The sequence below is a fragment of the Mycetocola miduiensis genome, assembly GCF_900115155.1.
GTDB classification, from domain to species: Bacteria; Actinomycetota; Actinomycetes; order Actinomycetales; family Microbacteriaceae; genus Mycetocola_A; species Mycetocola_A miduiensis.
Genome location: NZ_FOVM01000003.1, coordinates 86,747 through 106,405 on the forward strand (window position 1 = coordinate 86,747; position 19,659 = coordinate 106,405).

20 protein-coding genes are annotated in these 19,659 nt (G+C 65.3%); 5 read left to right on the forward strand and 15 right to left on the reverse strand.

What is annotated here, in order from left to right:
- Positions 1 to 297: 297 nt before the first annotated feature.
- The 3 genes from BM197_RS06255 to BM197_RS06265 form a co-directional block, all read right to left on the reverse strand.
- Positions 298 to 1,623, reverse strand: a complete 1,326-nt coding sequence (locus tag BM197_RS06255; protein ID WP_177216744.1) for a class II 3-deoxy-7-phosphoheptulonate synthase — start codon at positions 1,621 to 1,623, stop codon at positions 298 to 300.
- A 99-nt stretch (positions 1,624 to 1,722) separates the two neighbouring features.
- The gene (locus BM197_RS06260) at positions 1,723 to 2,412 is read right to left on the reverse strand and encodes a lysophospholipid acyltransferase family protein (protein WP_090709856.1); all 690 of its coding nucleotides are present in this window, start codon (positions 2,410 to 2,412) and stop codon (positions 1,723 to 1,725) included.
- A gap of 17 nt (positions 2,413 to 2,429) precedes the next feature.
- On the reverse strand, positions 2,430 to 3,395 hold the full coding sequence (locus BM197_RS06265; RefSeq protein WP_090709857.1) for an ROK family glucokinase: 966 nt from the start codon (positions 3,393 to 3,395) through the stop codon (positions 2,430 to 2,432).
- 175 nt (positions 3,396 to 3,570) lie between these two features.
- On the opposite strand from BM197_RS06265, the gene BM197_RS06270 reads away from it, so the two are divergent.
- Positions 3,571 to 5,397 carry an AMP-dependent synthetase/ligase gene (locus BM197_RS06270; RefSeq protein ID WP_090709858.1) on the forward strand — a complete coding sequence of 609 codons (1,827 nt, stop codon included), beginning with the start codon at positions 3,571 to 3,573 and terminating at the stop codon, positions 5,395 to 5,397.
- 76 nt (positions 5,398 to 5,473) lie between these two features.
- Here the strand turns inward: BM197_RS06270 and def are convergent, their stop codons facing one another.
- The 3 genes from def to BM197_RS06285 form a co-directional block, all read right to left on the reverse strand.
- Positions 5,474 to 5,965, reverse strand: coding sequence for a peptide deformylase (gene def / locus BM197_RS06275; protein WP_090709859.1), 492 nt, complete (start codon positions 5,963 to 5,965; stop codon positions 5,474 to 5,476).
- A 25-nt stretch (positions 5,966 to 5,990) separates the two neighbouring features.
- Positions 5,991 to 7,256 (reverse strand): MinD/ParA family ATP-binding protein, encoded by a 1,266-nt coding sequence (locus BM197_RS06280; protein ID WP_090709860.1) that lies wholly within the window; start codon positions 7,254 to 7,256, stop codon positions 5,991 to 5,993.
- Positions 7,257 to 7,333: 77 nt separating this feature from the next.
- The gene (locus BM197_RS06285) at positions 7,334 to 10,741 is read right to left on the reverse strand and encodes a pyruvate carboxylase (protein WP_090709861.1); all 3,408 of its coding nucleotides are present in this window, start codon (positions 10,739 to 10,741) and stop codon (positions 7,334 to 7,336) included.
- A gap of 75 nt (positions 10,742 to 10,816) precedes the next feature.
- Here BM197_RS06285 and BM197_RS06290 point away from each other — a divergent pair, with 75 nt between their 5' ends.
- A complete protein-coding gene (locus tag BM197_RS06290) occupies positions 10,817 to 11,635 on the forward strand; it encodes a ParA family protein (protein WP_090709862.1) in 819 nt (272 codons plus the stop codon).
- 279 nt (positions 11,636 to 11,914) lie between these two features.
- Here BM197_RS06290 and BM197_RS06295 read toward each other — a convergent pair whose 3' ends face one another.
- The 4 genes from BM197_RS06295 to pgsA all read right to left on the reverse strand — a co-directional run bounded on the left by BM197_RS06295 (position 11,915) and on the right by pgsA (position 14,505).
- Complete coding sequence (locus BM197_RS06295) at positions 11,915 to 12,460, reverse strand: MerR family transcriptional regulator (protein ID WP_090709863.1); 546 nt, start codon at positions 12,458 to 12,460, stop codon at positions 11,915 to 11,917.
- 170 nt (positions 12,461 to 12,630) lie between these two features.
- On the reverse strand, positions 12,631 to 13,362 hold the full coding sequence (gene ftsR / locus BM197_RS06300) for a transcriptional regulator FtsR (RefSeq protein ID WP_090709864.1): 732 nt from the start codon (positions 13,360 to 13,362) through the stop codon (positions 12,631 to 12,633).
- 3 nt (positions 13,363 to 13,365) lie between these two features.
- Complete coding sequence (locus BM197_RS06305; RefSeq protein ID WP_245762452.1) at positions 13,366 to 13,836, reverse strand: FHA domain-containing protein; 471 nt, start codon at positions 13,834 to 13,836, stop codon at positions 13,366 to 13,368.
- A gap of 51 nt (positions 13,837 to 13,887) precedes the next feature.
- Positions 13,888 to 14,505: a CDP-diacylglycerol--glycerol-3-phosphate 3-phosphatidyltransferase gene (gene pgsA, locus BM197_RS06310; RefSeq protein ID WP_245762419.1), complete on the reverse strand. Its 618-nt coding sequence runs from the start codon at positions 14,503 to 14,505 to the stop codon at positions 13,888 to 13,890.
- 126 nt (positions 14,506 to 14,631) lie between these two features.
- Here pgsA and BM197_RS06315 point away from each other — a divergent pair, with 126 nt between their 5' ends.
- Positions 14,632 to 15,501, forward strand: a complete 870-nt coding sequence (locus BM197_RS06315; RefSeq protein WP_177216745.1) for an SGNH/GDSL hydrolase family protein — start codon at positions 14,632 to 14,634, stop codon at positions 15,499 to 15,501.
- Positions 15,502 to 15,520: 19 nt separating this feature from the next.
- Here the strand turns inward: BM197_RS06315 and BM197_RS06320 are convergent, their stop codons facing one another.
- From BM197_RS06320 to BM197_RS06330, 3 genes are read right to left on the reverse strand one after another with little or no spacing between them, the layout of a single operon-like run.
- Positions 15,521 to 15,988, reverse strand: a complete 468-nt coding sequence (locus tag BM197_RS06320; protein ID WP_177216746.1) for an FAD-dependent oxidoreductase — start codon at positions 15,986 to 15,988, stop codon at positions 15,521 to 15,523.
- Positions 15,981 to 16,700 carry a class I SAM-dependent methyltransferase gene (locus BM197_RS06325; RefSeq protein ID WP_245762420.1) on the reverse strand — a complete coding sequence of 240 codons (720 nt, stop codon included), beginning with the start codon at positions 16,698 to 16,700 and terminating at the stop codon, positions 15,981 to 15,983. Before BM197_RS06325 ends, BM197_RS06320 begins: the two co-directional genes overlap by 8 nt.
- A gap of 5 nt (positions 16,701 to 16,705) precedes the next feature.
- Positions 16,706 to 17,842 (reverse strand): type III polyketide synthase, encoded by a 1,137-nt coding sequence (locus tag BM197_RS06330; RefSeq protein WP_090709867.1) that lies wholly within the window; start codon positions 17,840 to 17,842, stop codon positions 16,706 to 16,708.
- 174 nt (positions 17,843 to 18,016) lie between these two features.
- Between BM197_RS06330 and BM197_RS06335 the strand changes: the two genes are divergently transcribed.
- Complete coding sequence (locus BM197_RS06335; protein WP_090709868.1) at positions 18,017 to 18,559, forward strand: Dps family protein; 543 nt, start codon at positions 18,017 to 18,019, stop codon at positions 18,557 to 18,559.
- On the opposite strand, the gene BM197_RS06340 is transcribed toward BM197_RS06335, so the two are convergent.
- Together BM197_RS06340 and BM197_RS06345 are read right to left on the reverse strand one after the other, a co-directional pair.
- A complete protein-coding gene (locus tag BM197_RS06340; protein ID WP_090709869.1) occupies positions 18,556 to 18,792 on the reverse strand; it encodes a hypothetical protein in 237 nt (78 codons plus the stop codon). The genes BM197_RS06335 and BM197_RS06340 overlap by 4 nt on opposite strands.
- Positions 18,789 to 19,118, reverse strand: coding sequence for a DUF7882 family protein (locus BM197_RS06345; RefSeq protein ID WP_090709870.1), 330 nt, complete (start codon positions 19,116 to 19,118; stop codon positions 18,789 to 18,791). Before BM197_RS06345 ends, BM197_RS06340 begins: the two co-directional genes overlap by 4 nt.
- Before the next feature lie 198 nt (positions 19,119 to 19,316).
- Here BM197_RS06345 and BM197_RS06350 point away from each other — a divergent pair, with 198 nt between their 5' ends.
- Complete coding sequence (locus tag BM197_RS06350) at positions 19,317 to 19,646, forward strand: hypothetical protein (RefSeq protein ID WP_090709871.1); 330 nt, start codon at positions 19,317 to 19,319, stop codon at positions 19,644 to 19,646.
- The last annotated feature ends 13 nt before the right edge of the window (positions 19,647 to 19,659 follow it).

Genomic DNA, 19,659 nt, shown 5'->3' on the forward strand with positions numbered 1-19,659 from the left:
CCCTGAGAGGGCCCAAAAGGTCGCTCGCAGCCCGCCCCGGCAGCCCTTCGGGACCGCTCGAGCCCCGCAACGACACTTCGGGACCGCTCGAGCCCCGCAACGACCATTCGGGCCCAACCGATCGCATCCGCCCGCCCCAGTGGTGCGGCTTGCCCCTGAGAGGGCCCAAAAGGTCGCTCGCAGGCCCGCCCAACAGCACTTCGGGACCGTTCGAGCCCCGAAACAACACCTCGGGACCCCTGAAACGCCGCAACAACAAAGGCGCCGGGCAGTGCCCGGCGCCTTTGTCGATCAGCTCTACTTGCCGAGTTCCTCGGCGACGAGGAACGCCAGCTCTAGGGACTGCATGTGATTCAACCGTGGGTCGCACAGCGATTCGTACCGGGTGGCGAGGGATGCTTCGTCGAGCATCTCAGACCCGCCGAGGCATTCGGTCACGTCATCACCGGTCAGTTCGACGTGGATGCCACCCGGGTGCGTTCCCACTGCCCGGTGCGACTCGAAGAAGCCCTTGACCTCGTCTACGACGTCATCGAAGCGCCTGGTCTTGTACCCGTTCGGGGTCGTGATCCCGTTGCCGTGCATCGGGTCCGTCACCCAGAGCGGGTTCGCGTCAGCCGCTTTGATTGCCTCAAGGAGCGGCGGGAGGGCATCCCGGATCTTCCCGGCACCCATCCTGGTGATGAACGTGAGCCGGCCTGGTTCGCGGTCCGGGTCGAGCTTCTCGATGAGCTCGTGCATCGTCTGGGGCGTGGTCGACGGGCCGAGCTTCACACCGATCGGGTTGCGAACCCGTGACAGGAAGTCGACGTGGGCACCGTCGAGGTCACGCGTGCGCTCCCCGATCCAGATGAAGTGTGCGGATGTGTTGTACGGGGTGCCCGTGCGCGAGTCGATCCGTGTCATGGGTCGTTCGTAGTCCATCAGCAGGCCTTCGTGCGCCGTGTAGAACTCGACGCGCTTGAGCTCGTCGAAGTCAGCGCCCGCCGCCTCCATAAAGCGCACGGCCTTGTCGATCTGCCCGGCCAGTTGCTCGTACTGGTGGTTCGCGGGGTTCGCGGCGAAACCCTTGTTCCAGCTATGAACCTGACGCAGGTCAGCGAAGCCACCCTGCGTGAACGCGCGGATCAGGTTGAGCGTCGACGCGGCCATGTGGTAGCCCTGCACCAGACGGTTCGGGTCCGCCCGGCGGGACTCAGGAGTGAAGTCGTAACCGTTGACGATGTCGCCGCGGTATGCCGGCAAGGTGACGTCGCCGCGCGTTTCGGTGTCGCTCGAGCGCGGCTTGGCGAACTGCCCGGCCATCCGGCCCATCTTGATGACAGGCATCGAGGCGCCGTAGGTGAGGACGACCGCCATCTGGAGGATCGTCTTCACACGGTTGCGGATCTGGTCAGCGGTAGCGCCGGCGAAAGTCTCGGCGCAGTCCCCGCCCTGCAGGAGGAAAGCGTCACCACTCGCGGCGCGAGCGAGGCGCTCCCGGAGGATGTCCACCTCACCGGCGAAGACGAGAGGAGGGAAGGATGCGATCTGCGCAGACGCGCGACCGACGGCATCCGCATCTGGCCACTCGGGCTGCTGCTTGATCGGCAGTTCGCGCCAATAGTCCAAACCGGAAATCACAGAATCATCTGCCAATACCACCGGGTCAGTCACATTTGTCACGAACGTTTTCTTTCTCTGAAGGGGAAGCGGGAACCTGAGAGGGCCCAATTTCCAACCCTACCGCGAAAGAGTTGGCGTCTTTCCCTTGACGCTTGTGGCGTAGACGTCGACGTACTCCTGCTTGCTCAGCCGTTGCATTTCGTACATCAACTCGTCGGTGATCGAGCGGAGAATGAAGCGGTCACCCTCCATGCCTTCGAAGCGGCTGAAATCGAGCGGTTTGCCGATGATGATGCCGATTCTGCGGAATCGGGGAAGCCTGGTGCCGATCGGCATCATCTTGTCGGTGTCGACCATGGCGATGGGCACGATGGGAACACCGGCCTCGAGGACCATGCGCGCAACGCCGGTTCTACCCCGGTACATCTTGCCGTCGGGGCTTCTCGTCCCCTCGGGGTAGATGCCGAGCAGGTCGCCGCCGCCGAGCACGCGGAGCCCCGTGAGGAGGGATGCCTCGGACGCTTTACCGCCAGACCGGTCGATGGGCAGCTGCCCCGTCGTTTTCATGAACATCCTGGTGACCCAGCCCTTGATGCCCTTGCCGGTGAAGTACTCGCTCTTCGCGAGGAAGGAGATCCGGCGGTCCAGGTACAGCGGCAGGAATACCGAGTCGATGACCGACAGATGGTTGGACGCGATGATGGCGCCGCCGGCTTTGGGGATGTTCTCCTGGCCAACCACCCACGGGCGGAACAGGGTCTTCAGGATCGGCCCTGCCACCAGATATTTCATGAACCAATAGAACATCGTCGTTCAAGTATCCCCTATGCCCGGTTCCGTGGAACGGTCCGGCGTGCCGACACGCGCGCGAGGTCCGCAGCTCCCACCACGCCGGCATCGTTGACGAGCTCCGCGATGCGGAACTCCGGCTCCGGGTGGTACCCCCGCGCAGGCAGGTGTTCCAGGTAGGAGTGGCGGATCGGTTCGAGAAGCAACTCGCCGACCTGAGCCACTCCCCCTCCGAAGACGAACAGTTGCGGGTCGAGGACCGCCCCGAGTGTGGCGCAGCCCTGGCCGAGCCAGTTGCCGAGCTGACGGAGGGCGGCGAGTGCCCCGCCGTCGCCTTCGCCGATCAGTTCGGCCACGTCATGACCGGAGAGGATGCCCGAGATGCTGCGCCGTTCGGCGAGGGCCTGGCCGATCCCGCCGGCGTCGGCGAACTCGTTGGCCATCCGCAGGAGCGCGCGGCCAGAGGCATACTGCTCGAGGCATCCGTGCTGTCCGCAGCCGCACGGCAGGCCGTCGGGGATGAGCCGCAGGTGGCCGAGTTCGGCTCCTGCGCCGAACCCGCCACGGAAGAGCCGGTCCTCGGTGACGAACGCTCCCCCGACTCCTGTGCCGATGGTGAGCATCACCATGTCGCTGACCAGGCGCCCGGCGCCGAACCGGAACTCCGCCCACCCCGCGGCGTTGGCGTCGTTCTCGATGATGATGGGCAGGTCGATGCGCGCGGACAGCCGTGACTGAAAGGGTTCGTTGCGCCAGTTGATGTTCGGGGCGTAGTACACCGTCGACTGGGCTGCGTCGATGAATCCGGCGGCCGCGACGCCGACACCTTCTACCAGACGGCCGGATGCCAGCTGGGTCACCATGTCAACAACGGTGTCTTCGATCAACTGGGTCGAGCCCGTCGGTGTCGCCACCCGTGCTTCATTGACGATGACCCCGTCATCGTCAACCAGGGCGCCGGCGATCTTCGTCCCGCCGATGTCAATGCCGATGGCGTGCACGCGAAAAGACCTCCAGGCTGGGGACGGGTGAATTGTCGAAAGCCACAACAACGTATCCTCGCGGCCCGGTTCAGCTTAGTGATCCCGGCTAACCGCCGCCATCGAGCGCTGGGCACGGGTCGACTGCCCCCTAGAGTAGACGTACCATACCCTTACAGGTACCAAAGGAGCTACCTTGGAACAGTTCGAAGTCCCCGCAGCCGTACCGGCCGATCCGACCGCCAATGCGACCGATCTCCTTGTGGAGCGCGTGAAGCTCACTCCGACATCCCCTCTCTTTGCTGTCCCTCGCGGCTCGGGCTGGGAAGACGTCTCAGCCGCCGAGTTCCACCGCCAGGTCATCGCCCTGTCGAAGGGTCTCGTCGCCGCTGGGATCGAACCGGGCGACAAGATCGGCCTGATGGCGAAGACGAGCTACGAGTGGACGCTGATCGACTTCGCTACCTGGTTCGCGGGTGCGATCCTGGTCCCGATCTACGAGACCAGCGCCCCGAGCCAGGTCCAGTGGAACATGAGCGACTCCGGCGCCGTCGCCGCCATCCTTGAGACAGCAGACCACTTCGCCCGGTTTGATGAGGTCCACCCCGACCTTCCGCTCGTCCGGAACGTGTGGCAGATCAACCTCGGAGACCTCGACAAGCTCGCGGCGAGCGGCACCGCAATTCCCGACGAGGAGATCGAACGCCGGCGCAACCTCGCCGTCGGCTCAGACATCGCCACCCTGATTTACACGTCCGGCTCGACCGGCAAGCCCAAGGGCTGCGTCATCACGCATTCGAACTTCGTCGAACTGTCACGCAACTCCGAAGTAGCCCTCCACGAGGTGGTGGACGGCCCGAACGGGGCATCCACTCTTCTCTTCATCACGCTTGCGCACATTTTCGCCCGGTTCATCTCCGTGCTGAACGTGCACGCCGGTGTGAAGACCGGCCACCAGCCAGACACCAAGCAGCTTCTCCCGTCGCTCGGCTCGTTCAAACCCACCTACCTCCTCGCTGTCCCCCGGGTTTTCGAGAAGGTGTACAACTCCGCCGAGCAGAAAGCTGAGGCTGGCGGCAAGGGAAAGATCTTCAGGAAGGCAGCCGACCTGGCCGTCGCTCACTCGATCGCAAAGCAGAAGGGCGGACCGATCCCGCTGGGCATGAAGCTTCAGTTCGCGCTCTTCGACAAGCTCGTCTACAGCAAGCTGCGCACGGCGATGGGCGGCAACGTGAAGTACGCCGTTTCAGGCTCCGCACCCCTCGGCCCACGGCTTGGCCACTTCTTCCACAGCCTCGGAATCGAAATCCTCGAGGGATACGGGCTCACCGAGACGACAGCGCCGGCGAGCGTCGGGCGCCCGGGCAAGACCCCGATCGGAACCGTTGGACCCGCCATGCCCGGTGTCGCCATCCGCACCCTCGACGACGGCGAAATCGAGGTGAAGGGCATCAACGTCTTCAAGGAGTACTGGAACAACCCCGAAGCGACAGCTCAATCGTTCAACGACGGATGGTTCCGCACCGGCGACCTCGGATCCTTCGACCCGGAAGGCAACCTCACGATCACCGGTCGCAAGAAGGAGATCATCGTCACGGCCGCGGGCAAGAACGTCGCACCGGCTGCCCTAGAGGACCCGATCCGCTCCAACCCGGTGGTCGGGCAGGTCGTCGTCGTCGGCGACCAGAGGCCGTTCATTTCGGCGTTGATCACCCTCGACCCGGAGATGCTTCCGACCTGGCTGAAGAACAACGGACAGGAAGAGTCACTTTCCCTCGAGGACGCGGCGAAAAACCCCGCCGTTCGCGCCGAGATCCAGCGGGCCATCGACGCGGCGAACAGCCGGGTGTCCCGTGCTGAGTCGATCCGCAAGTTCGTGATCCTGCCTCTGGAGTTCACCGAAGCCAGCGGTCACCTGACGCCGAAGATGAGCATCAAGCGCCACGTCATCCTGCAGGATTTCCAGGGCGAGATCGAAGGCGTGTACGCCGAAGCGCCGACCCAGGGCATCCCTCTCGGCTGATCCGCACAGGAAACGGCCGGTTCCGCTCCCCGAAGGGATGGAACCGGCCGTTTTGTGTTGAACGACAAGTCGCCGATCAGAACCAGGCGCTCTCGCGGACTTCCTTCATCGCAGCCCTGCGGTTGTCCTTGTCAAGGCGATCGAGGTACAGCAGCCCGTCGAGGTGGTCGACCTCGTGCTGCAGCGCCTGGGCGAGAAGCCCTGTGCCGCTGAGCTCGACCGGGTTACCCTCGAGGTCGTTGCCGACGACGCGCACGAACGGATAGCGGGGCGTCGGGTACCAGAGCCCGGGGACAGAGAGGCAGCCCTCGTCGACCGGCTCCTTCTCTCCCCCGGTTTCGACGATCTTCGGATTGAGGATGTAACCGATGTCACCGTCGACGTTATAGCTGAAGGCGCGAAGGTTCACCCCGATCTGGCTGGCCGCGACGCCTGCCCGGCCGGGCGGCCGGACGCTGTCGAGCAGGTCGTCGACGAGACCACGGATGCCTTCATCGATGGTGTCGATCACTGCGGACGCGGTCTTGAGTACGGGGTCTCCGAAGAGGCGGATTTGTCGTTCTGTCACTGGTGTCTTTCGGTTGGTGCGATGGTCAGGGTTGCCGTGAAGGAAGGCCTTCGACGACGTGTGCGGCAAGGGTGCGTGCCGCGTGCCGTGTCACCGGACGCAGGTTCCGGAAACTGATGGCGGCGCCGGCCGCGAGCTGCGGGTCGTAAGGGATGCGTACGATCTGGCGCACGCGGGAGCGGAAGTGGCTCTCGATTTCGTCGAGCCGCACCATGTGTGCCCCCTGCGTCGCCGTGTTGAGGGCGACGAGCGCATTGGACACGAGATGCTCGTAGCCGTTCTGTTCAAGCCAGGTGAGCGTCTCGGATGCCAGCCGGGCTTCGTCGACGCTCGATCCGGAGACGATCACGATCGAATCGGCGCGGGAAAGCGTCGCCCGCATGACGGAGTGCACGATCCCTGTGCCGCAGTCGGTGAGCACGAAGGAGTAGTACCGGGCGGCGAGGTCGGCAACCGTGTTGTAGTCGCCCTCGTTGAACGCCTCGGCCAGGTGCGGGTCGGTGTCGGATGCCAGCACGTCCAGGCGGGTTTCGTCGCGGGCGACCCGTTCGGAGAATTCGGTGTAGCCGGTGATCTTGTCGGCGTCGCGGACGACGTCCCGCACGGTGGATCCGGTGCGCTGGGCGATCCGCTCCGAGAGCGTTCCCCGGTCAGGGTTGGCGTCGATCGCGATCGTGCGGTCGTCGCGGGCGTCGGCGAGGGCCATCCCGAGCAGCGCCGTGACGGTGGTCTTGCCGACACCTCCCTTGCGGGTCAGGACGGGCACGAATCGTGCCCCGCCCTCGATCGGCCGACGGATGCGACGGTCGAGCTCTTTCCTCGCGACCGCTGCGGCTGAATCGCCGAGGTTCACGCGGTGGAAAGTCGCGTCGTACACGAGTCGCTGCCAACGTCCCTCCGGCGCAATGCGGGTCGACGGCATCCCCTCGAGGAGGCGGTCACTCGTCAGCTCGGCCGACGATTCGGGCGCCCCGGTCTGGTACCGGGTTGCCCGGACACCGGACGGTTCCGGCTCTGCGGGGGGGATGGTCGCGACGACGTCGACGGAATGGGTGGTGGGTTGTTCGGAATCGAGTGTTTCGGGATGCACGGCGACATCGTCGATCGCGACGGCGCGTTCGTCCTCAGGGATGTCGTGGATCGGCGTAGCAGGAAGCTGGACCGTCACCGTCGGCGACGATCCGACGACGTCAATTGCCGCGGTGTCGACGTTGACGTTATCGAGGGTTGGCGCGACGACCTCGTCACTGGTGTGACGTGCGGAGCCGCCGCGTGGTCTGGTGGAAGTCATGAGACTACCCCTTTCCTTCGGGTTCGAGCTCAAGCTTAGGCGGGCGGCACCAAATCGCGAGCTTTCCTCGCGTTTCGCTAATCCTCAGGATGAACGACGACGAGGAGGTCTCCGGCCTCTACCTGCTGCGTCCCGGGGATGGCGAGCCGCTGAACGCGGCCGTCGATGGCCGTGGTGATGGCCGCCTCCATCTTCATCGCTTCGATCGATGCGACGGCATCCCCGGCCGAGACCAGGTCGCCTTCCTGGACCTTAAGGGTCACGACACCGGAGAACGGTGCGGCCACCTGCCCAGGCTTCGACGTGTCCGCCTTCTCGACGACCTTCGTCTCAACCTTGATGCTCGTGTCGCGCACGAACACGGGACGCAGTTGTCCGTTGAGGGTCGTCATGACCGTTCGCATTCCCTTGTCGTCCGGCTCACCGATCGCTTCGAGACCCGCGTAGAGGCGTACGCCCTTGGCGATTTCGATGACATGCTCCGCGCCGGGTTCGAGGCCGTACAGGTAGTCGATCGTGTCGACGACGGAGAGATCGCCGTAGGTTTCACGTACGGTCTCGAATTGTTTCGTGGGTGCGGCGAAGAGCAGACGGTTGAGGGTCGCGCGTCGCTCAAGGGAGCTGCCGTCGAGCAACTTCTGGTCGTCGTCGCTGAGCGGCTCGACCTCGATGTTGATGTTCTTTCCGGCGAGCACCTTGCTGCGGAAGGGTTCGGGCCATCCGCCGGGCAGGTCGCCCAGTTCGCCGGCCATGAAGCCGACCACCGAGTCAGGGACGTCGTACTTCTCCGGGTTCTGGGCGAAGTCGGCCGGGTCTGCCTTCACTGCGGCGAGGTACAGGGCCAGGTCGCCGACGACCTTCGACGACGGAGTCACCTTCGGCACGCGGCCGAGGATGTTGTTGGCCGCGGCGTACATGTCCTCGATCAGCTCGAAGTGGTCGGCGAGGCCGAGCGCGATGGCCTGCTGGCGCAGGTTGGAGAGCTGGCCGCCCGGGATCTCGTGGCGGTAGACGCGGCCGGTCGGACCGGGCAGGCCTGACTCGAACGGCTTGTAGATGTGACGGACGGCTTCCCAGTACGGTTCGAGGTCGGTGACGGCCTGAAGCGAGAGTCCGGTGTCGCGTTCGGTGTGCGCGAGCGCGGCGACGAGGGCGGATGCCGACGGCTGGCTGGTCGTGCCAGACATCGGTGCGCTGGCGACGTCGACCGCGTCGGCGCCGGCCTGGGAGGCGGCGAGAAGCGTGGCGAGCTGGCCGCCGGCCGTGTCGTGAGTGTGCACGTGGACGGGCACGTCGAAACGGTCACGGAACGCCGAGACGAGCCTGGCGGCTGCTGCCGGGCGCAGCAGCCCCGCCATGTCCTTGATCGCGAGGATGTGCGCCCCCGAGGAAACGATCTCGTCGGCCAGTCGCAGGTAGTAGTCGAGCGTATAGAGGTTCTCGTTCGGGTCGAGGAGGTCACCGGTGTAGCAGACCGCCACTTCGGCGACGGTGGTGCCGGTGTTGAGTACGGCGTCGATGGCCGGGCGCATCTGGCTGACATCGTTGAGGGCGTCGAAGATGCGGAAGATGTCGACGCCGCTGTCGGCTGCTTCGCGGACGAAGGCATCCGTCACCGCTGTCGGGTACGGCGTGTAGCCCACTGTGTTCCGCCCGCGGAGGAGCATCTGGATGTTGATGTTCGGCAGCGCTTCGCGGAGGCTCGACAGCCGCTCCCACGGGTCTTCGCCGAGGAAGCGGAGGGCGACGTCGTACGTCGCGCCACCCCACGCCTCAACCGACAGAAGCTCGGGCGTCAGCCTTGCCACGTACGGGGCGGCGGCGAGGAGGTCGCGGGTGCGGACCCTGGTGGCGAGAAGCGACTGGTGCGCGTCGCGGAATGTGGTCTCGGTGACGGCGAGGGCGGTCTGCTCGCGAAGCGAACGGGCGAACCCCTGCGGGCCGAGTTCGAGCAGGCGCTGGCGGGCGCCGGCGGGAGCGGGCTGGCTCAGGTCGATCTCCGGCAGCTTCTCGACCGGGTGGAGGTTGGTCGGGCGCGGACCGTTCGGCTGGTTCACCGTGACGTCGGCGAGCCAGTTCATGATCTTCGTGCCGCGGTCCTTCGAGACGCGCCCGCGAACCAGTTCGGGGCGCTCATCGATGAACGAGGTGCTGAGGTCACCGGCGACGAACGATGGGTCTTCGAGCACAGCCTGGAGGAAGGAGATGTTCGTTGAGACACCGCGGATGCGGAACTCGGCGAGTCCGCGCTTTGCCCGTGCGACGGCGGCCGGGAAGTCGCGGCCGCGGCAGGTCATCTTGGCGAGCATCGAGTCGAAGTGCGGGCTGATCTGCGCACCGGGGTTGATGGTTCCACCGTCGAGACGGATGCCGCCGCCACCCGGCGAACGGTAGGTCGTGATCTTGCCGGTGTCGGGCCGGAAGTTCTGCGCCGGGTCTTCGGTGGTGATTCGGCACTGCAGGGCGGCGCCGTGCAACTGGATCTGGTCCTGGGTGAGCCGGAGTTCAGCGAGGCTCTCCCCCGCGGCGATGCGGATCTGGGCCTGGACGAGGTCGACGTCGGTGACTTCTTCGGTCACCGTGTGCTCGACCTGGATGCGCGGGTTCATCTCGATGAAGACGTGCTTGCCCGCGTTCGCTCCTGCCGTGTCCAGCAGAAACTCGACGGTGCCGGCGTTCACGTAGCCGATCGACCGGGCGAACGCGATGGCGTCGCGGTACAGGTTGGCGCGGAGCTCGTCGCTGATGTTGGGCGCCGGTGCGATTTCGATGACCTTCTGGTTGCGGCGCTGCACTGAGCAGTCGCGCTCGAACAGGTGGACCGTCTCGCCGGTGGCATCCGCGAGGATCTGCACCTCGATGTGGCGGGGACGGATCACTGCCTGCTCGAGGAACATGGTCGGGTCGCCGAAAGCACTGTCCGCTTCGCGCATCGCTTCAGCCAGTGCCGGTGCGAGTTCTTCTTTGGTGGCAACTTTGCGCATCCCTCGCCCCCCGCCGCCTGCGACAGCCTTGGCAAAGAGCGGGAACCCCACCTCGTCTGCACCGGCGAGGAGCTCGTCGATGTCGCGGGATGCCGGGGTGGAGGCGAGCACGGGTACGCCGGCTTCGATCGCGTGGGTCTTGGCGGTGACCTTGTTGCCTGCCATTTCGAGCACGTTCGAGGTGGGTCCGATGAACGTGATGCCGTTCGCCGCGGCCTGCTCGGCGAGGTCCGGGTTCTCAGAGAGGAAGCCGTAACCGGGGTAGATGGCATCCGCGCCGGACTCGAGCGCAACGCGGATGATCTCTGCGACGTCGAGGTACGCGCGCACCGGGTGACCCGGTTCACCGATCTGGTAGGCCTCGTCGGCCTTGAGCCTGTGCATCGAGTTGCGGTCCTCGAACGGGAAGACCGCGACGGTCTTCGCCCCCAGCTCGTAGGCGGCGCGGAAAGCGCGGATAGCGATTTCGCCTCGGTTGGCAACAAGAATCTTTTTGAACATTCAGACCTCTCTGGCAGAACAGCGCACAGGGAACAGTTAGGTTCTGCAAGCTTAGTGAAGGTAACGTATCTACTTGTGCACGTACTCAGCGTCTCGAGCCTCAAGGGAGGCGTCGGGAAAACCACAGTCAGCCTTGGCCTGGCGTCCGCCGCGTTCGCCAAAGGTGTCCGCACCCTTGTCGTCGACCTCGACCCCCAGTCTGACGTTTCTACCGGCATGGATATCGCCCTCGCTGGTCGGCTCAACGTCGCCGATGTGCTCGCTTCTCCCAAGGAGAAGACGGTGCGGCAGGCGATCGCGCCGAGCGGCTGGACCAAGTCCCATGCCGGAACCATCGATGTTCTCATCGGCAGCCCGTCTGCGATCAACTTCGACGGTCCCCACCCGTCGATCCGTGACATCTGGAAGCTTGAAGAAGCACTTGCCCACGTCGAGGACGATTACGACCTCGTCCTGATCGACTGCGCACCGTCACTCAACGCCCTCACCCGCACGGCGTGGGCCGCCAGCGACCGCGTCGTCGTGGTCACCGAGCCCGGACTGTTCTCCGTGGCCGCGGCCGACCGCGCGCTGCGCGCGATCGAGGAGATCCGCCGCGGGCTCAGCCCCCGGCTGCAGCCCCTCGGCATCGTCGTCAACCGGGTTCGGTCGCAGTCCATGGAGCACCAGTTCCGGATCAAGGAACTGCGCGACATGTTCGGCCCCCTCGTTCTCAGCCCACAGCTGCCCGAGCGCACCTCGCTCCAACAGGCTCAGGGCGCGGCCAAGCCACTGCACATCTGGCCAGGCGACAGCGCCCAGGAGATGGCGGCGAACTTCGACCAGCTGCTCGACCGCGTACTGCGCACCGGTCGTGTCGGCGAGTACGCCGACACCGCAAGCGCCACGCGCTAGACCTCGGGTCCGCGACTTCACGCGTTCGGCGAGCGTCCCGGCCGGTGCACCGCGCGGAGGCTCGCGCTCCCCCGCGTCGCGAGGTCACGCTTTCCCGACGCAGGAATCCGTTACGCCGGGTGTTCCCGTCCGCTCCGGATGATCCGGCCCGCGCGACGCCGGACACCGTGAGCCACCCATCCGCACCGGAACAACGACGTGGGCTCGCAGGCACCACGAATACACCTGGTTCGGCCGGGTGTTCCTGTCCGCAATGAGTGATCCGGCGGCGCGGCGCTCTCAGGCCGTGCGTGCAGCGCGACGGGCGGCGAGCTCGTCCATCGGGTCTGACGCCTGCGAATCGAACTCGATCAGCGTGGTCTCCACCTCGCGGAGGACCTTGCCAACGGCGATACCGAAGACTCCCTGGCCGCGGCTGACGAGGTCGATGACCTCATCGTCGGAGGTGCACAGGTATACGCTCGCACCGTCGCTCATCAGTGTGGTCTGGGCGAGGTCGTTGATTCCGGATTCGCGCAGCTGATTGACGGCGGTCCGGATCTGCTGGAGCGAAATCCCGGTGTCAAGCAGACGTTTGACGAGCTTGAGGACAAGGATGTCGCGGAAACCGTAGAGTCGCTGGGATCCGGAGCCCGCTGCCCCACGCACCGTCGGCTCGACGAGCCCTGTGCGTGCCCAGTAGTCGAGCTGGCGGTAGCTGATACCTGCGGCGCGGGCGGCGACGGCGCCACGGTAGCCGGCCTGGTCGTCCATCTCGGGCAGCCCGTCGGTGAACAGCAAGCCGAGGTCATAGCGAGGACTGTCGTTGGCGGGGATCTCGCTCATCCGGGTGCTCCTCTATGTTCGACTGCGGCGTTATCCAACTGCGGCGGTACCGCACAGTCCACGGTACCGAGGGCTGTGGTCTTCTTCAACGACATCCGGCCGGGAGTGGTCGGCGTGTCGGTAGGCCGTGATCATTCTGTGACAATCAGGCCTGTGGATTCAGTCTAATCTCACTGTGTCAATCGGCCCAGTGCGCTTCGCACGAGGCTGGCACGGATGACATCGAGCTGGCCAGCGATTTCTCCGGAGAGCTCGGCGGCGCGGGCGCGGCTTGCGGCGTCCTTGCGTCGGGCGATGGGCAGCAGCACGCTTTCGATCATGCTCACTTCGCGTTCCGCGGTTGCGCGGTAGCCACGGAGGTGGCGCGGCTCGATGCCGCACTTCTTGAGTGCGACAAGGGATCGAAGAACGGTCACGGCATCCTCCCCGTAGCTCTCGGCCGGGGTGAGGATCGATGCCGAGATTGCCTCGGAAAAGAGGGCCGCAGTCGCTCCGGACTCACGGAGAACGTCCTCACGCTGGTAACGGCGACCGGCAGGGATGATCGTAGAGAGCTGACCGCTGGCTGGAGCCCCAGGCATGACCGGCGTTCGCCCGGCATCGATCTCGGCGAGGTGACCACGAATGACTTTGAGCGGAAGGTAATGGTCGCGCTGCATCGAGAGAATCAGCCGCAGCCGTTCCACGTCCTGCGGCGAGAACTTGCGGTAACCCGATTTGGTACGCGACGGCGAAACCAGACCCTGTTCCTCGAGGAAGCGCAGCTTCGAGTTGCTGAGTTCAGGGAACTCCTTCGCCAGTCGTGCCAGAACCTGGCCGATGCTGAGGAGCTGGCCTGGAGTGGTCCGTGATTTGCCGGGTTCGCGCTGATCGTAGCTGCGCTGCGCTGCCTGGCCAGTCACGGGCTAGGCGCCCGCCGGCGGGTGCAGGTCGAGTCGTGACGGGTAGAAGGTCAGCCGGAACTTGCCGATCTGTACTTCGGCACCGTCGCTCAGCAGCGCGTTATCGATTCGGACTCCGTCGAAGTAGGTGCCGTTGAGCGAGTTGAGGTCCTTGATCTCGAACGCGACCCCGTGGCGGAGGAATTCAGCATGGCGGCGCGAGACGGTGACGTCATCGAGGAAGATCTCGGCGTCCGGGTGCCTGCCTGCCAGGGTGACGTCGGCATCGAGGAGGAATCGGGCGCCACTGTTCGGGCCGCGTCGAACGATCAGCAGCGCTGACCCGCTCGGCAGCGCGGCGATGGCGTCGTGCTCCTCAGCACTGACGTCGCTGTCGACGTTCGACAGGTTTGCGCCGAGCTCCCGGCTGAAACTCGCGGTTGTATCGTTTGCGGCACCGCCGGCTGCATCGTTCTGCGCCGCTGGCTCGCGCAGGAACGCCCCGGTACGGGGAGCCTGCTCGTGGGGATATGACACCTGAACCTCCTAGGGTTCCAGCGTATCGGATTGAGGGTCCGTCTGTCCCTTGCGTTTTCTGGTCGCTCGCACGGTTTGCAGCAGGTACAGCCCGCCAGCCCACCAGTACAGCGCGGCACCGACGATTGTGATCACGAGGCCGACCGGCTGCGTGAAGGCAGCGGTAGCAGGGAACGCTGCAGCCAGCATCAGCAGCGGAAGCCCGACGAACAGGAATGCTGTCGCCCACTTGCCCACCCAGTTCACCGGGAATGCCCCATGGCCGATCTTCGCCAGCCACGCAGCCAGGATGATGAGCATGATGTCCCTGGCCAGGATCACGATCACGACCCAGAGCGGGATGAGGTCGCGCCAACCCAGTCCAAGCAGGGCGGCGAGGATGTACAGGCGGTCAGCCGCCGGGTCGAGCAACTGCCCGAGCTTCGACACCTGGTTGAGGCGCCTGGCCAGGTACCCATCGAGGAAATCGGTGAAACCCGACAACGCCAGCACGGCGAGGGCGATGAGGTCCTCTCCCTCGACGAGGAGGATGAGGAAAACCGGAACGAGCGCGAGGCGGAGAAAACTCAGGATGTTGGGGACCGTCAGAATACGGTCACTCGCCTCTGGTTCCTCCCGCTGCGCCACGAACCCAGTCTAAACAACCCCATGGCGATAGCCGGGCCGCCGCGCGGTCGCGGAGAAGACGCTTCCGCTGACCCCAGAAAGCGGGGGATCTCGGTAGAGGCCCCACCGACGACGTACGATCAACGCATGCATATGCCGCCCCGACCAATCCCTCGGGGTCCCCGTCGGCGCGGTCGACGCTTCGTCTCGACGGTGCTCCTCCGCGTAGGCATCCCCGTTGTCGTGGCTGGGGTGCTACTCAGCATCGCGTTCGCAACACTACCGAGGCCAGCTGCGGGAACCGCGGCCGGCGCAGACAGCGGACCGGCCATCGCCGCAGAGCACCGCTCAACACTGGTTTCCTTCGCCGACGCGAGGGACCGCCTTGACGACTCCGGACGGCCGTTTGTCGTCACCGTGATCGGCGACTCGACCGGTGACCAACCGGGTGAATGGGTCGACCTTGCGTTCCGCGAACTCGCCGAAAGCCTTGACCGGCCGCTGATTCAGCATCCGTGGGACATCCTCACGGGTTCCTACCTGCCGGAGATCTCGTTCAACGAAGACGCGCCGTCAGCTCCGATCGTCGTCTGGAACGGTTCAGCGAGCGGCAAGACGGGACAGTACTCTCTTGCGCATTTCGACACACTGGTGCCTGCACAGCCCGACATCGTCATCTTCAACCACGGCCTGAATAATGTGCAGAAGCCGAAGACGGTTGCCCCGCAGCTCACCGCTCTCGTCGCTGAGATCGAACGGTACTGGCCGGAGTCCGTCGGGTATGCGGCGATCCTCGAGAACCCTCGCTTCGACGACTGGTCAGCCGCGCACACCGCCGTGATCGACAACGTCAGCTCCTGGCTTGCCGAGAACCAGGCCGTTCGGCCCATCGACACGCACGCCGCCTACCTGGCGTCCCCGACGCCGGAACTGCTTCTCCTGCCGGATCTGCTGCACCCGAGCCCTGAGGGATCCGCCCTCACCGCCGCGACCGTTCTGGATGCACTGCGTCGCTGAGCATGAGGTCGTCACGGCGTCAGGGCGTCACAGCGTCACAGGGTCGCCATCGTAAACACCCGGGCCACATGCCCACCGAGCGGTTGAAACCATCTGCGGTCCGGCGCACCGAATGCACGCGGATGCCGCGACGGATGCCGCCGGGTCGCCTGGCGTTGACCGCACCGTCCAGGAGCGACTGGGTTTCCGGCTGCCCAATCGCGACGATGGGTGGGGATCCGGGCGCTGTCAGACGGAGTTCCGCGAGTTGAACCCCATTCGCCCTGGCGACACCTCTCGAGATCTGCACGCCATTGTCGAGGACCGGACCGGCGACACCGATCGCGTCGAGCAGCGGAAGCGACGGAGGATGGATGCCGATGGCGCGCGACGAGGCGGAGGCTCCCGTTCGTGCATCAACGGCGATCGCGTCGAGTCCGGCGTCCAACAGCACCGCCGCCAGGAACGAGCCGACCGGACCCGCCCCCACGATCACGACATCATGCACCGGGGGTGTGCCGCTCGAACACAAGCAGGAGCCGGAACGGCGCCTGCGTCTTCACGGTCCAGCCCCGCGGCGCCAGTGCGGCCAGTTCGTCCCGGCTATAGCTGCGCCGAATCGACAGCAACCCGTCTTCCCTGATGAAGGATCCGCGGAAGCGGGCCGCTGTGAATGCCGAGAACAGCAGGTAGGCGGCACCGGACCGGCGGATGTCGCTGTGCACCACCGCTCGACGGGCGAGCCGCTTCGAATCCGCGAGCACGGTGCCGAGTTCGGCAGCGGCGAGGTGGTGGAGTACATGGTTCGATACGACGAAGTCGAACCGGGCGCCCTCGTCGACGAGGTCGGTGCTCGAGCATTCGCGGTAGGCGAAGCCCAGGGCCGGTGGCAGCGTACGCACGTAGTCGGCTGCCCGCGGATCCGGGTCGATGGCGGTGACATCGAGCTTCACTCCGTCGCGCCTCGCCCAGTCGATCAGCGCCCGTGCGACGTCGCCGCCGCCCGACCCGATGTCGACGAGGCTGTGTACCGGCCCGGTGAATCGTGGCCGGATCTGCGACAGGTATGTCGTCCGCCAGCCGGACACCACACGATTAACGCGGGGAAAGTCCGCGTAGGTGCGGAACAACGTGTCCCGGTCGCAGGACGGCTCGTCCATCCGCTCGACCAATGCGTCGTCGCGTGCCGTCAGCGACGGGGCGAACTTCTGCTGAAGCACCATCATCACGATGCAGCGACGACGCGCGTGAAAAGGCCTGTTTCGACCGTGAGCCCCGGCCCGAACGCCATCGCACACACGCGGTCCGTCCCCTCCGGCGCCTTCTGTTCGAGGATGTCCTTGAGGACGAAGAGCACAGTGGCGCTCGACATGTTGCCGTAGTCCCGCAGGATCCGCCGCGACGGTGCGAGCTGCTCTTCGCTGAGACCGAGCTTCGCCTCGACTTTGTCGAGGATGCTCCGCCCGCCCGGGTGAATGGCCCAGTGCCGGATGCCGGTGGCCGGGTCGCCGCCAAGGTCCGGCTCCCCGGCGAGCAGCGGCTTGAGTGCGCCTTCGATGTAGACGTCGATGATCTTCGGAACCGCTGCGCTCAGCACCATCTCGAAGCCAGAGTCCCCGATGGTCCACGCCATGTCCTTCTCCCCCACCGGAGTGAGGTCGCTTGCGAGCCTGTCGATAATCAGCGACGGGGCATCCGATTCCGGCGCACGACCGGTGACGATAGCTGCGGCCGCACCGTCACCGAACACCGAGGAGGCGATGATCTGGTCCGGGTCGTTCGACGACCTCACGTGGATGGTGCACAACTCGCAGGAAACGACGAGGACGACGGCGTCCGGGTCGGCCGCACAGAACGCGGCGGCGGCTCTCAAAGCGGGGAAGGCGGCGTAACAGCCCATGAACCCGATGTTGTACCGCTGGGTTGCCGTCGACAGGCCGAGCTGCCGCACGACTTCATAGTCCGGGCCAGGGGCGTAGAAACCGGTGCATGAGACGGTGACCACGTGGGTGACGTCGGCAGCGCTGATTCCGGGGCACGCGCCGAGCGCCGCCTCAGCCGCCGCGAAGAACAAGAGGCCCGCCTCGCGGATGTACACGTCGTTGCGCACGCGCGTCGACGGTGCCAGCAGGCTACCGGTCGCGGAGTCGAAGAAAAGCGGGTCGATCACGCCGGCGTCCGCGTCGAAGTCGGCGATCACGCTGCGGCGGGTCTCGATCCCTGACCCGTCGAACGACGTGCGCACCAGCCGCTGCCCCAACCGCGTCAGGCCGGCCTGTTCCGAGAACACTTCGCGGGCCTCCGACTGCACAAGCACGGTCGGCGGCAGTGCGGTCTGAATGGTGCGGATGTACGCGGGCATAGTTCACCTTAGGCAGACCAGAAGCAAGCCGACCGGCGCTTGACTATTCCACTGAAAATCCACAGGAATCCGCGCGCCCGATATCAGCTTCACCAGCGATCGCAAGGCCCTTGAGGCCCTCCAGGTGAGCGCCTAGCCTTTCGAGTGTTCCATCCGTCTTCGAAAGGACTTTCCATGTCGACCGCAACCCGCGAACGCGCCACCACAACATCCGCAGCAGGCGCGAAGACGACGAGGCGCCAGAAGCCGGAGCAAGGATTCCTGGCGTCGAAGGAACTCGCGGACTGCCTGCAGAAGGTTCTCGTTGACCTCATCGAGCTTCACATCCAGGGAAAGCAGGCCCACTGGAACGTCGTCGGCAAGAACTTCCGCGACCTTCACCTCCAGCTTGACGAAGTCGTCGAGGCGGCCAGGGAATTCTCCGACGAGGTCGCCGAGCGGATGCGTGCGCTTCACGCCACACCTGATGGCCGCAGCGACACCGTGGCCGAGAGCACCACCCTCCCCGAATACCCGGCAGGTGAGGTGGACACGGCGAAAACAGTCGACCTCGTCACGGTTCGGATCGAAGCGGTTGTCGGCACCATGCGAGATGTCCACGACCAGGTCGATGAGGAAGACCCGACGAGCGCGGACATCCTGCACGCCATCATCGCGAAGCTCGAGCAATACGCCTGGATGATCAGTGCGGAGAACCGCACAACGGGGAAGGCTTAGAGCAGGCTGTCGCTGTCCGAGCGAACCGTCGCCATCACGTCGACGACAGCGACCGGGATCCCAGGGGTGATCAGCAGGTAGGCGGGCTCCAGAATGCCTTCGCCGCTGTTCACTTCAAGCCAGTGAGGTGAACCGCTCGCCATGGCGCCGGTGATTTCGTCCTGCACGTCGGCAAGGTCGCGATTGGGGATCGTGTATTTGCCGCCGCCGTAGAGGACCTCGATGCGCTTCACAGTTGACCGGCGTCGCTTGGGCCTGAACCGGCGGCCGGTTCGGGCACGATCTGGAGGCCGCCGGCGGAGTTGGATGACGCGCTCAGCGCGATGATCCAATCACGGTTGAGAGCCGGAAGGCGTGATCCGAAGTATTTGTAGTGCAGGGGGATGTTCGGGGCCAGCCAGATCGTGCTTCGGCCGTCCCCAACCGCGGGGTCGTCTTTCCAGCTGAAGTAGAACGACTCACCGCGTCGCAATTTCGCACCGATCACGATCTGGAGGTGAGCGAGCACCCGGTCGTCGAAGTCGACCGTTAGCGTGGAGTCGTAGAAGAGCTTGCCCATCGGGACCTTTCGGGGTTGCACAATCAGCTGAGGGTGGCCGATCTATTCTGTACCATAGTCTCCCCGGGACAGGCAGAGCGAGAGGCAATAGCGCCGGAAGCCTAGCCTGGAAAGGCATCGGATGACCCGCATAATCGACCGCCTGCTGTGGCACAAGCCCCTTGAGCGCAGAGCCCCGACCGGAGGACAGTCGAGGGAATGAGACGACTTTACTATTCCAGCGGATCCACGCTGACCGGCGACGAGGTGTGCAAAGCCGTTCTCCGCTACGCTCGCGCCCTTGCTGGGACAGGCGACGCGGATATTATCGCCATCCCGGTTGTCACGGACGACGGGATCAGGGGTTCCGCCCACCTGCTTGTCGGACCGGCAAGTCAGCTCTTCTCGATGCCTGCTGCGAGCGACGGAGATGATCCGTTCGACGCCGAGGTCATCGACAAGCTCGACAGAATGACCCGGGCGCTCCAGCCGAGCCGTCCTCAAGCGGAACCGCAGCGAACGGACATGTTCGACCTCGACCTGCCTTGAACACCGGCACGGA